Below are 12,949 nucleotides of genomic sequence, written 5' to 3'. Positions count from 1 at the left end.
TAACCCCCAGTGGTAGGACCAAGCGCTGGTCCGCACCACGACTCCACACTCTGAAACCACAGGAGTAGAAGTGAAGCGCAGCAAGAACCTCCGCGCTGCGGACGCCAAGGTCGACCGGGAGCGCAACTACGCCCCGCTCGAGGCCGTCCGTCTCGCCAAGGAAACCTCCTCCACGAAGTTCGACGGCACCGTCGAGGTCGCCTTCGCGCTGGGTGTCGACCCGCGCAAGGCCGACCAGATGGTCCGCGGCACCGTGAACCTCCCGCACGGCACCGGCAAGACCGCCCGGGTCCTGGTCTTCGCGACCGGTGACCGTGCTGCGGCCGCGGAAGCCGCCGGAGCCGACATCGTCGGCGCCGACGAGCTCATCGACGAGGTGGCGAAGGGCCGTCTGGACTTCGACGCCGTCGTCGCGACCCCGGACCTCATGGGCAAGGTCGGCCGCCTGGGCCGCGTGCTCGGTCCGCGTGGTCTGATGCCGAACCCGAAGACCGGCACCGTCACCCCCGACGTCGTGAAGGCTGTCAACGACATCAAGGGCGGCAAGATCGAGTTCCGCGTCGACAAGCACTCGAACCTGCACTTCATCATCGGCAAGGTCTCCTTCGACGAGACCAAGCTGGTGGAGAACTACGCAGCGGCGCTGGAGGAGATCCTCCGTCTGAAGCCGTCCGCCGCCAAGGGCCGCTACATCAAGAAGGCCACCCTGGCCACCACGATGGGCCCCGGCATCCCGCTGGACGCCAACCGCACCCGCAACCTCCTCGTCGAGGAGGACCCGGCCGCCGTCTGAGCCACCGTGCTCACCCGGTAGCCGCGTCGCACGCGTGCACTGTGTGAACGGGCCCCGCAACCTTTCGAGGTGCGGGGCCCGTCCTCGTATCCGTAAGACCCCATGCCTGTCAGTGCCCTATGACACTGTTGTGCGGGGGACGAAGGACGATACGAGGGGTGGACGGGTACATGAGGACGAGCACGGCACGACGCGTGGGTACGGCTCTGGCCGCCGCGGCGGCACTGACGTCGATAGCGGCCTGCAGTGGCTCCGACAGCTCGGGCGGATCCGGTTCGGACAAGGCGGGCGCCGTCTCCAAGGCGAGCCCCGTGGCCGCGCTGAAGCAGGTGCAGCAGAAGACCGGCGGCGCCCAGTCGGCGAAGGTCGAGGGCACCACCGAGATGGGCGACACCATGTCCATGAAGCAGTCCGGGGCCATCGGCTGGTCCGACGGCCTCTCGGGCGCGCTGACCATCACGTACACCGGCGGCACCATGGGCGACGCCCTGAAGCAGGCCGGCGGCGACGGATCGGTGGAGGCTCGCTACTTCAAGGACGAGTACTACGCCAACATGGGCGACGCCATGGCGGCCAACCTCGGCGGGAAGCACTGGATCCGGTATTCCTACGAGGACCTCGCCGAGCTGGGCGGCGCCTCCGGCGACGTCATGAAGGACCAGATCCAGAACAGCACGCCCGAGCAGGGTGTGAAGGCGCTCCTGGCCTCCGGGGACGTCAAGAAGGTCGGCCAGGAGGACGTCCGCGGGGTCTCCGCGACGCACTACTCCGGCACGGTCGACGTGGCCGACCTGACCGCGAAGAACAGCGAGCTGGACGCGAAGCAGCTGGCCGCGTTCAAGGAGCAGCTCGCGCTGGCCGGGGTGACCACCCAGACCGTCGACATCTGGGTCGACAAGAACGACCTGCTCGTGAAGAAGACCGAGCGCGGCGAGATGAAGACCGGCACGTTCAACTCGACGCTGTTCTACAGCGACTACGGCACCGAGGTCCCCGCCGAGAAGCCGGCGGCCTCGGACACCGTGGACTTCAAGGAGATGCTGAAACAGGGCGGTACCCCGGGCGGCACCTCCTGACACCTCCCGCAAGGGACGAACAGGGACGGATTTGCTCGTCCCCCTTCCGGTCGCGTACTCTCACCAGGAAGCCAAAGACCGCTGGTCGTCACTGTGCCTCGTCAGAGGGACGGTGACCGAAGGTTCCGCTAGATCGGACGACCTGCGCAGGTGACTGTGGAACGCTCCCGGACTCTGTTCGGTCGAGCTGCGCCCTGGCACTTGTGCTGGGGCGTTTCGTCTTTCCCGGCCCCTTCTGAGCGGTCCTCATCACCCGGAAGGAGGCCGACGCTCATGGCAAGGCCCGACAAGGCTGCCGCGGTAGCCGAGCTGACGGACCAGTTCCGCAGCTCGAACGCCGCCGTGCTGACCGAGTACCGGGGTCTCACCGTGGCACAGCTCAAGGAGCTGCGCCGTTCGCTCGGTGAGAACGCCCAGTACGCCGTGGTGAAGAACACGCTGACCAAGATTGCGGCCAACGAGGCCGGGATCGACACGCTGGACGACCTGTTCTCGGGTCCGACGGCGGTTGCCTTCGTCACCGGTGACCCGGTGGAGTCGGCGAAGGGTCTTCGTGACTTCGCCAAGGACAACCCCAACCTCATCATCAAGGGCGGTGTCCTTGACGGTAAGGCGCTGTCCGCCGATGAGATCAAGAAGCTCGCGGACCTCGAGTCCCGCGAGGTTCTGCTCTCCAAGCTGGCCGGTGCTTTCAAGGGCAAGCAGACGCAGGCGGCGCAGGTCTTCCAGGCCCTGCCCTCCAAGTTCGTCCGCACCGCGGAAGCTCTTCGCGCCAAGAAGGAAGAGCAGGGCGGTGCCGGTACTCCGGCTCCCGCCGAGGCCGCCGAGTAATCACGCTCAGCGGTCCAGCGGGCTCCGTGTACGCCCGCCGACATATACATCCGGCACCTGCCGAATAGTGGAAGGACGCCTGTCATGGCGAAGCTGTCCCAGGACGACCTGCTCGCGCAGTTCGAAGAGATGACCCTCATCGAGCTCTCCGAGTTCGTGAAGGCCTTCGAGGAGAAGTTCGACGTCACCGCCGCTGCGGCCGTCGCCGTCGCCGGTCCCGCCCAGGGCGGCGCCCCGGCCGAGGCCGAGGCCGAGCAGGACGAGTTCGACGTCATCCTCACCGGCGCCGGCGAGAAGAAGATCCAGGTCATCAAGGTCGTGCGTGAGCTGACCTCGCTGGGTCTGAAGGAGGCCAAGGACCTCGTCGACGGCACCCCGAAGCCGGTCCTCGAGAAGGTCGCCAAGGAGGCCGCCGAGAAGGCTGCCGAGTCCCTCAAGGCCGCCGGCGCTTCCGTCGAGGTCAAGTAACACCTCGGGAGTCCTCCGGACTCCCTGGGCACGTCACGTGCCCGCACCAAGGGCGATCACCCATTCGGGTGGTCGCCCTTCGGCGTGCCCGGGGCGGGTGCCTTGCTCTTCCGCCGACGACGAGTAGGGTGATCTTCGCCGTGCGCCTCTCGCGGGGCCCTCAGGGGCGTCCTGCGGGTATCCCGGGGGTGGCCGGTGAAGGCTCCTGGAGGTCCGATCGGACCGGCGGGCCTTGACGAACCGGACGCGGCGCGCAATTCTCAGGACGCGTCCTCACTTCGATCCGTATCCGAGGCATGGATCGAGAGTGAAGAGGGCAGTAAAGAAGAGCGCACCCCGCGCGAGGGCTAGGGCTAGACATAGGTGTTGAGAACAGCTGTTGAGAGCAACGTGGGTCTCTGAGAACCCCGACTGGACATCAGTGTGCCGCTTGGCTACACTGACCCTTTGCGCTGCCTGTTAGCTGCCTCCTGCCCGTCACCAGAGGCATGCCCACGCTGAAGCACCGATGACCGACCCCCTCCGACCTGGTCGTTTGCGACCGATTCGGAACGGCCTGTCTTTGTGTCCAGAGTGGGACCGGTACGCGCGTAGTGAGTCCGAGCCCTCGGAAGGACCCCCTCTTGGCCGCCTCGCGCAACGCCTCGACCGCGAATACGAACAACGGTGCCAGCACCGCCCCGCTGCGCATCTCCTTTGCAAAAATCAAGGAGCCCCTCGAGGTTCCGAACCTCCTCGCGCTGCAGACCGAGAGCTTTGACTGGCTCCTGGGCAACGCCGCCTGGAAGGCTCGCGTCGAGGCTGCTCTGGACAGTGGACAAGACGTCCCCACCAAGTCCGGCCTGGAGGAGATCTTCGAGGAGATCTCACCGATCGAGGACTTCTCCGGGTCGATGTCGCTTACGTTCCGCGACCACCGCTTCGAGCCCCCGAAGAACTCGATCGACGAGTGCAAGGAGCGCGACTTCACGTTCGCCGCGCCGCTCTTCGTCACGGCCGAGTTCACCAACAACGAGACCGGCGAGATCAAGTCCCAGACGGTCTTCATGGGCGACTTCCCGCTCATGACCAACAAGGGCACCTTCGTCATCAACGGCACCGAGCGTGTCGTCGTGTCGCAGCTGGTCCGCTCGCCGGGTGTCTACTTCGACTCCTCCATCGACAAGACGTCCGACAAGGACATCTTCTCCGCCAAGATCATCCCGTCCCGGGGTGCCTGGCTGGAGATGGAGATCGACAAGCGCGACATGGTCGGTGTCCGCATCGACCGCAAGCGCAAGCAGTCCGTCACCGTCCTCCTGAAGGCTCTCGGCTGGAGCACCGAGCAGATCCTGGAGGAGTTCGGCGAGTACGAGTCGATGCGCGCCACCCTGGAGAAGGACCACACCCAGGGCCAGGACGACGCACTGCTCGACATCTACCGCAAGCTGCGTCCGGGCGAGCCGCCGACCCGCGAGGCCGCTCAGACGCTGCTCGAGAACCTCTACTTCAACCCGAAGCGCTACGACCTCGCGAAGGTCGGCCGCTACAAGGTGAACAAGAAGCTCGGCGCCGATGAGCCGCTGGACGCCGGGGTGCTCACCACCGACGACGTCATCGCGACCATCAAGTACCTGGTCAAGCTGCACGCCGGCGAGACCGAGACGACCGGCGAGTCGGGCCGGGAGATCGTCGTCGAGACCGACGACATCGACCACTTCGGCAACCGTCGTCTGCGCAACGTCGGCGAGCTCATCCAGAACCAGGTCCGTACGGGCCTGGCGCGGATGGAGCGCGTCGTGCGTGAGCGCATGACCACCCAGGACGTCGAGGCGATCACGCCGCAGACCCTGATCAACATCCGGCCGGTCGTCGCCTCCATCAAGGAGTTCTTCGGCACCAGCCAGCTGTCGCAGTTCATGGACCAGAACAACCCGCTGTCGGGTCTCACCCACAAGCGCCGTCTGTCGGCTCTTGGCCCGGGTGGTCTCTCCCGTGAGCGGGCCGGCTTCGAGGTCCGAGACGTGCACCCGTCCCACTACGGACGCATGTGCCCGATCGAGACCCCCGAAGGCCCGAACATCGGTCTGATCGGTTCGCTCGCCTCGTACGGCCGCGTCAACGCGTTCGGCTTCATCGAGACGCCGTACCGCAAGGTCGTCGACGGCCAGGTCACCGACGACGTCGACTACATCACGGCCGACGAGGAGGACCGCTTCGTCATCGCCCAGGCGAACGCGACGCTCTCCGACGAGCTGCGCTTCACCGAGCCCCGCGTCCTGGTCCGCCGTCGTGGCGGAGAGGTCGACTACGTGCCCGGCACGGACGTCGACTACATGGACGTCTCGCCGCGCCAGATGGTGTCCGTCGCCACCGCGATGATCCCCTTCCTGGAGCACGACGACGCCAACCGTGCCCTCATGGGCGCGAACATGATGCGTCAGGCGGTGCCGCTGATTAAGTCGGAGGCCCCGCTGGTCGGCACCGGCATGGAGTACCGCTGCGCCACCGACGCCGGTGACGTCCTCAAGGCCGAGAAGGACGGTGTGGTCCAGGAGGTCTCCGCGGACTACATCACCGTCACGAACGACGACGGCACGTACACCACGTACCGCATCGCCAAGTTCATGCGCTCCAACCAGGGCACCTCGGTCAACCAGAAGGTCGTCGTCGCCGAGGGCGACCGGATCATCGCCGACCAGGTGCTCGCCGACGGACCGGCCACCGAGAACGGTGAGATGGCCCTCGGCAAGAACCTGCTCGTGGCGTTCATGCCGTGGGAGGGTCACAACTACGAGGACGCGATCATCCTGTCGCAGCGCCTCGTGCAGGACGACGTCCTCTCCTCGATCCACATCGAGGAGCACGAGGTCGACGCCCGTGACACCAAGCTCGGCCCGGAGGAGATCACCCGGGACATCCCGAACGTCTCCGAAGAGGTCCTCGCCGACCTCGACGAGCGCGGCATCATCCGGATCGGTGCCGAGGTCGTCGCCGGCGACATCCTCGTCGGCAAGGTCACGCCCAAGGGCGAGACCGAGCTGACCCCCGAGGAGCGCCTGCTCCGCGCGATCTTCGGTGAGAAGGCGCGCGAGGTGCGCGACACCTCGCTGAAGGTGCCGCACGGTGAGATCGGCAAGGTCATCGGCGTCCGCGTCTTCGACCGCGAAGAGGGCGACGAGCTGCCGCCGGGCGTGAACCAGCTGGTCCGCGTCTACGTCGCGCAGAAGCGCAAGATCACCGATGGTGACAAGCTCGCCGGCCGTCACGGCAACAAGGGCGTCATCTCCAAGATCCTGCCGATCGAGGACATGCCGTTCCTGGAGGACGGCACCCCGGTCGACATCATCCTCAACCCGCTGGGTGTCCCGTCCCGAATGAACCCGGGACAGGTCCTGGAGATCCACCTCGGCTGGCTCGCCAGCCGCGGCTGGGACGTCTCCGGCCTCGGTGACGAGTGGGCCCAGCGCCTGCAGGCCATCGGCGCCGACCAGGTCGCCCCCGGCACCAACGTCGCCACGCCCGTCTTCGACGGTGCGCGCGAGGACGAGATCACCGGCCTCTTCCAGGCCACGATCCCCAACCGCGACGGCGACCGGCTGGTCCAGCCCTCCGGCAAGGCCCAGCTCTACGACGGCCGCTCCGGCGAGCCGTTCCCGGACCCGGTCTCGGTCGGGTTCATGTACATCCTCAAGCTGCACCACCTGGTCGACGACAAGCTCCACGCGCGTTCGACCGGCCCGTACTCCATGATCACCCAGCAGCCGCTGGGTGGTAAGGCGCAGTTCGGTGGTCAGCGCTTCGGTGAGATGGAGGTGTGGGCCCTTGAGGCATACGGCGCCGCATACGCCCTCCAGGAGCTCCTGACGATCAAGTCCGACGACGTGACCGGCCGCGTGAAGGTCTACGAGGCCATCGTCAAGGGCGAGAACATCCCCGAGCCCGGCATTCCCGAGTCCTTCAAGGTGCTCATCAAGGAAATGCAGTCGCTCTGCCTCAACGTGGAGGTGCTGTCCTCGGACGGCATGTCCATCGAGATGCGCGACACGGACGAGGACGTCTTCCGCGCGGCGGAGGAACTCGGTATCGACCTGTCCCGGCGCGAGCCGAGCAGCGTCGAAGAGGTCTGACGGGCCGGCCGGCCGCCTCATCCCGAGGCGGCCGGCCCTCCCCGGACCCGTTCAGACCATTGATTGAGACGAGACCCCGAAAGAGGGATTGACGACAAGTGCTCGACGTCAACTTCTTCGACGAGCTGCGGATCGGCCTTGCCACCGCGGACGACATCCGGACCTGGTCGCACGGCGAAGTCAAGAAGCCGGAGACCATCAACTACCGCACGCTCAAGCCCGAAAAGGACGGACTCTTCTGCGAGAAGATCTTCGGTCCGACCCGGGACTGGGAGTGCTACTGCGGCAAGTACAAGCGTGTCCGCTTCAAGGGCATCATCTGTGAGCGCTGCGGCGTCGAGGTCACTCGCGCCAAGGTGCGTCGTGAGCGGATGGGCCACATCGAGCTTGCCGCTCCCGTCACCCACATCTGGTACTTCAAGGGCGTTCCCTCGCGCCTCGGATACCTGCTGGACCTCGCGCCGAAGGACCTGGAAAAGGTCATCTACTTCGCCGCGTACATGATCACGTTCGTGGACGAGGAGCGTCGTACCCGCGACCTGCCGTCCCTGGAGGCCCACGTCTCCGTCGAGCGCCAGCAGACCGAGAACCGCCGCGACTCCGACCTGGAGGCCCGCGCCAAGAAGCTCGAGACCGACCTGGCCGAGCTGGAGGCCGAGGGCGCCAAGGCCGACGTGCGCCGCAAGGTGCGCGAAGGCGCCGAGCGTGAGATGAAGCAGCTGCGCGACCGTGCGCAGCGCGAGATCGACCGCCTCGACGAGGTGTGGAGCCGCTTCAAGAACCTCAAGGTCCAGGACCTGGAGGGCGACGAGCTGCTCTACCGCGAGCTGCGTGACCGCTTCGGCACGTACTTCGACGGCTGCATGGGCGCTGCCGCGCTGCAGAAGCGCCTGGAGTCCTTCGACCTCGACGAGGAGGCCGAGCGCCTCCGCGAGATCATCCGTACCGGCAAGGGCCAGAAGAAGACCCGTGCGCTCAAGCGCCTCAAGGTCGTCTCCGCGTTCCTGCAGACCAGCAACAAGCCCAAGGGCATGGTGCTCGACTGCGTGCCGGTCATCCCGCCGGACCTGCGTCCGATGGTGCAGCTGGACGGTGGCCGCTTCGCGACCTCCGACCTGAACGACCTGTACCGCCGTGTGATCAACCGCAACAACCGCCTCAAGCGTCTTCTCGACCTCGGCGCCCCCGAGATCATCGTGAACAACGAGAAGCGGATGCTGCAGGAGGCCGTCGACGCGCTGTTCGACAACGGCCGCCGCGGTCGCCCGGTCACCGGTCCCGGTAACCGCCCCCTGAAGTCCCTGAGCGACATGCTCAAGGGCAAGCAGGGTCGTTTCCGTCAGAACCTCCTCGGCAAGCGCGTGGACTACTCCGCGCGTTCCGTGATCGTCGTCGGTCCGCAGCTCAAGCTGCACCAGTGCGGTCTGCCGAAGGCGATGGCGCTGGAGCTCTTCAAGCCGTTCGTGATGAAGCGCCTGGTGGACCTGAACCACGCGCAGAACATCAAGTCGGCCAAGCGCATGGTCGAGCGTGGCCGCACCGTCGTGTACGACGTCCTCGAAGAGGTCATCGCCGAGCACCCGGTGCTGCTGAACCGTGCGCCCACCCTGCACCGCCTCGGCATCCAGGCCTTCGAGCCGCAGCTGGTCGAGGGCAAGGCCATCCAGATCCACCCGCTCGTCTGCACCGCGTTCAACGCGGACTTCGACGGTGACCAGATGGCCGTGCACCTGCCGCTCTCCGCGGAGGCGCAGGCCGAGGCCCGCATCCTGATGCTGTCCTCGAACAACATCCTGAAGCCGGCCGACGGTCGTCCCGTCACCATGCCGACCCAGGACATGGTGCTGGGCCTCTTCTTCCTCACCACGGACGAAGAGGGCCGCGACGTCAAGGGCACGGACCGCGCGTTCGGCTCCACGGCCGAGGCCACCATGGCCTTCGACGCCCGCGAGCTGTCGCTCCAGGCGAAGGTCGACATCCGCTTCCCGGTCGGCACCATGCCGCCGCGTGGCTGGGTGCCGCCGGTCGCCGAGGAGGGCGAGCCGGAGTACCAGCCCGGCGACACCTTCCGGCTGCGGACCAGCCTGGGCCGTGCGCTCTTCAACGAGCTGCTGCCCGAGGACTACCCGTTCGTCGACTACTCGGTGGGCAAGAAGCAGCTCTCCGAGATCGTCAACGACCTGGCCGAGCGCTACCCCAAGGTCATCGTGGCGGCGACGCTCGACAACCTGAAGGCGGCGGGCTTCCACTGGGCGACCCGTTCGGGCGTCACCGTGGCCATCTCCGACGTCGTCGTGCCCGAGGCCAAGAAGGCCATCGTCAAGGGCTACGAGGACCAGGACGAGAAGGTCCAGAAGCAGTACGAGCGCGGTCTGATCACCAAGGACGAGCGCACGCAGGAGCTCATCGCGATCTGGACCAAGGCGACCAACGAGGTTGCCGAGGCGATGAACGCGAACTTCCCGAAGACGAACCCCATCTTCATGATGGTCGACTCGGGTGCCCGAGGAAACATGATGCAGATGCGTCAGATCGCGGGTATGCGTGGTCTGGTGTCGAACGCCAAGAACGAGACGATTCCCCGTCCCATCAAGGCGTCCTTCCGCGAGGGCCTCACCGTTCTGGAGTACTTCATCTCCACGCACGGTGCCCGTAAGGGTCTGGCGGACACCGCCCTGCGTACCGCCGACTCGGGTTACCTGACCCGTCGTCTGGTGGACGTCTCGCAGGACGTGATCATCCGCGAGGAGGACTGCGGCACCGACCGCGGCCTCAAGCTGAAGATCGCGGTCAAGGGCGCCGACGGCGTGCTCCGCAAGACGGAGGACGTCGAGACCTCGGTCTACGCCCGCATGCTCGCCGAGGACGTCGTGGTGGACGGCAAGGTCATCGCGCCTGCCAACGTCGACCTCGGTGACGTCCTGATCGACGCCCTGGTGGGCGCCGGCGTCGAGGAGGTCAAGACCCGCTCGGTCCTGACCTGTGAGTCCGCGGTCGGCACCTGTGCCTTCTGCTACGGACGCTCGCTCGCCACCGGCAAGCTGGTCGACATCGGTGAGGCGGTCGGCATCATCGCCGCCCAGTCCATCGGTGAGCCCGGTACCCAGCTGACGATGCGTACCTTCCACACCGGTGGTGTGGCCGGTGACGACATCACCCAGGGTCTGCCCCGAGTCGTCGAGCTCTTCGAGGCCCGTACGCCCAAGGGTGTCGCCCCGATCTCCGAGGCCAAGGGCCGCGTGCGGATCGAGGAGACCGAGAAGACCAAGAAGCTCGTCGTCACCCCGGACGACGGCAGCGACGAGACGGCGTTCCCGATCTCGAAGCGTGCCCGTCTGCTCGTGGGCGAGGGCGACCCGGTCGAGGTGGGCCAGAAGCTCACCGTCGGTGCGACCAACCCGCACGACGTGCTGCGCATCCTCGGCCAGCGTGCGGTCCAGGTCCACCTGGTCGGCGAAGTCCAGAAGGTCTACAACTCGCAGGGCGTGTCGATCCACGACAAGCACATCGAGATCATCATCCGGCAGATGCTCCGCCGTGTGACGATCATCGAGTCCGGCGACGCGGAGCTGCTTCCGGGCGAGCTGGTCGAGCGGTCGAAGTTCGAGACCGAGAACCGTCGTGTGGTCACCGAGGGCGGTCACCCCGCCTCCGGCCGTCCGCAGCTGATGGGTATCACCAAGGCCTCGCTCGCCACCGAGTCGTGGCTGTCGGCGGCGTCCTTCCAGGAGACGACCAGGGTCCTGACCGACGCGGCGATCAACGCCAAGTCGGACTCCCTGATCGGCCTCAAGGAGAACGTCATCATCGGTAAGCTCATCCCGGCCGGTACGGGCCTGTCCCGCTACCGCAACATCCGGGTCGAGCCGACCGAGGAGGCCAAGGCCGCGATGTACTCGGCCGTCGGCTACGACGACATCGACTACTCGCCGTTCGGCACCGGCTCCGGCCAGGCCGTTCCGCTGGAGGACTACGACTACGGTCCGTACAACCAGTAAGCGAGCGGCTGTCGCTTGAACGACCGGAGGGCGGTCACCCCGTACGCAACGGGGTGGCCGCCCTCCGGCGTGTGGGCCGCCAGGGGCCTCTGGGCGCCCTCTACCGGCCGAGCAGGGCGTGGTGCACCCGGAGCAGGGCGCGGGTGCCCACGGCCAGAAGAGGGGGAACGTCGGGCAGCGGGACCCTGCGGGCGAGGGCCAGGACGTCGACGACGATCGCGTAGTCGTCGACGACGGACCGCGGCAGTCCGGGAGCGGTCATGGCCGGGGCGTAGGCGGAAGCGGCGTCACCGTATTCGATGACGGCCAGACTGACGTCGGTGTCGAGCGCGCTCGGTGCCTGGGATACGGGGTCACGGCGGTCGGCTGTCATGTGGACCTCCTTGGGCCGGTCCGGGGACCGGTCGGGCTGGTCGGCTGACCGCATTGTCCGGCATGATGGGATACGGCGGCAGGGCGCAAGTACGCTGTCTCCGCGCCGCTTGACTGCCGGGATCCGGCAAGTGCGTCTCCCGTCGGCCGTACGCCCCCGGGGCCCGTCCCGGGTGGTCGGCGGGCGGGGCCCGTCCGCGTGGACAGCATTTGTTTTGACCCAGCTCCGTGAGGTAGGTACGCTCAAGCCTTGTGCCTGGGGTGTGCCTGGGCTCGTGTGCGTGTCATCAACCGCATCGCGAGTCCGTCTGTAGCCACCGCAATCTGCGCCCCTTCTGTCCTTAGGGCGGAAGTCCGCAGTATTCGACACACCCGACCGCGTGGGTCGGCGATGTTCCAGGTTAGTTTCACGAACGGCACACAGAAACCGGAGAAGTAGTGCCTACGATCCAGCAGCTGGTCCGGAAGGGCCGGCAGGACAAGGTCGAGAAGAACAAGACGCCCGCGCTCGAGGGTTCGCCCCAGCGTCGTGGTGTCTGCACGCGTGTGTTCACGACCACCCCGAAGAAGCCGAACTCGGCGCTCCGTAAGGTCGCGCGTGTGCGTCTGACCTCCGGCATCGAGGTCACGGCCTACATCCCGGGTGAGGGACACAACCTGCAGGAGCACTCCATCGTGCTCGTGCGTGGTGGCCGTGTGAAGGACCTGCCGGGTGTTCGTTACAAGATCATCCGCGGCTCCCTTGACACCCAGGGTGTCAAGAACCGCAAGCAGGCCCGCAGCCGCTACGGCGCCAAGAAGGAGAAGTAAGAATGCCTCGTAAGGGCCCCGCCCCGAAGCGCCCGGTCATCATCGACCCGGTCTACAGCTCTCCTCTTGTCACCTCGCTGATCAACAAGATCCTCCTCGACGGCAAGCGTTCCACCGCCGAGCGGATCGTGTACGGCGCCATGGAAGGCCTCCGCGAGAAGACCGGCAACGACCCGGTCATCACGCTGAAGCGCGCGCTTGAGAACGTCAAGCCCTCGCTCGAGGTCAAGTCCCGCCGTGTCGGTGGCGCCACCTACCAGGTGCCGATCGAGGTCAAGCCCGGTCGCGCCTCCACCCTCGCTCTGCGCTGGCTCGTCGGTTACTCCCGCGCCCGCCGCGAGAAGACCATGACCGAGCGCCTCATGAACGAACTGCTCGACGCCTCCAACGGCCTCGGCGCTTCGGTCAAGAAGCGTGAGGACACCCACAAGATGGCCGAGTCCAACAAGGCCTTCGCGCACTACCGCTGGTAGTCGCTACCCCCATCGAGAC

Annotated in this window: 9 protein-coding genes; 8 read left to right on the top strand and 1 reads right to left on the bottom strand. The window is 66.6% G+C overall.

Annotated features, from left to right (window positions below; genetic code table 11):
* The first annotated feature begins 70 nt into the window (after window positions 1–70).
* The 6 genes from rplA to AC0VY3_RS31175 all read left to right on the top strand — a co-directional run bounded on the left by rplA (window position 71) and on the right by AC0VY3_RS31175 (window position 11,275).
* The gene (gene rplA, locus AC0VY3_RS31200) at window positions 71–793 is read left to right on the top strand and encodes a 50S ribosomal protein L1 (protein WP_047178274.1); all 723 of its coding nucleotides are present in this window, start codon (window positions 71–73) and stop codon (window positions 791–793) included.
* 170 nt (window positions 794–963) lie between these two features.
* Window positions 964–1,869, top strand: coding sequence for an SCO4651 family lipoprotein (locus AC0VY3_RS31195; protein ID WP_103511079.1), 906 nt, complete (start codon window positions 964–966; stop codon window positions 1,867–1,869).
* A gap of 273 nt (window positions 1,870–2,142) precedes the next feature.
* Window positions 2,143–2,700: a 50S ribosomal protein L10 gene (gene rplJ / locus AC0VY3_RS31190; RefSeq protein ID WP_003966997.1), complete on the top strand. Its 558-nt coding sequence runs from the start codon at window positions 2,143–2,145 to the stop codon at window positions 2,698–2,700.
* 84 nt (window positions 2,701–2,784) lie between these two features.
* Entirely contained in the window at window positions 2,785–3,168 is a 384-nt protein-coding gene (gene rplL / locus AC0VY3_RS31185; RefSeq protein WP_030798896.1) for a 50S ribosomal protein L7/L12, read from the top strand.
* Window positions 3,169–3,791: 623 nt separating this feature from the next.
* Window positions 3,792–7,277 (top strand): DNA-directed RNA polymerase subunit beta, encoded by a 3,486-nt coding sequence (gene rpoB / locus AC0VY3_RS31180; protein WP_475551108.1) that lies wholly within the window; start codon window positions 3,792–3,794, stop codon window positions 7,275–7,277.
* A gap of 98 nt (window positions 7,278–7,375) precedes the next feature.
* Window positions 7,376–11,275: a DNA-directed RNA polymerase subunit beta' gene (locus AC0VY3_RS31175; RefSeq protein WP_242741511.1), complete on the top strand. Its 3,900-nt coding sequence runs from the start codon at window positions 7,376–7,378 to the stop codon at window positions 11,273–11,275.
* A 100-nt stretch (window positions 11,276–11,375) separates the two neighbouring features.
* Here AC0VY3_RS31175 and AC0VY3_RS31170 read toward each other — a convergent pair whose 3' ends face one another.
* Window positions 11,376–11,648: a hypothetical protein gene (locus tag AC0VY3_RS31170; RefSeq protein ID WP_103511072.1), complete on the bottom strand. Its 273-nt coding sequence runs from the start codon at window positions 11,646–11,648 to the stop codon at window positions 11,376–11,378.
* Between the two features lie 437 nt (window positions 11,649–12,085).
* Between AC0VY3_RS31170 and rpsL the strand changes: the two genes are divergently transcribed.
* Together rpsL and rpsG are read left to right on the top strand one after the other, a co-directional pair.
* A complete protein-coding gene (gene rpsL / locus AC0VY3_RS31165) occupies window positions 12,086–12,457 on the top strand; it encodes a 30S ribosomal protein S12 (protein WP_003948652.1) in 372 nt (123 codons plus the stop codon).
* Between the two features lie 2 nt (window positions 12,458–12,459).
* The gene (gene rpsG, locus AC0VY3_RS31160) at window positions 12,460–12,930 is read left to right on the top strand and encodes a 30S ribosomal protein S7 (protein ID WP_003966970.1); all 471 of its coding nucleotides are present in this window, start codon (window positions 12,460–12,462) and stop codon (window positions 12,928–12,930) included.
* Window positions 12,931–12,949 lie beyond the last annotated feature (19 nt).

The sequence above is a fragment of the Streptomyces sp. iso_384 genome, assembly GCF_056172905.1.
Note: the sequence above shows the minus strand (reverse complement) of the source record. Positions and strands in the feature narration are given on the sequence as shown.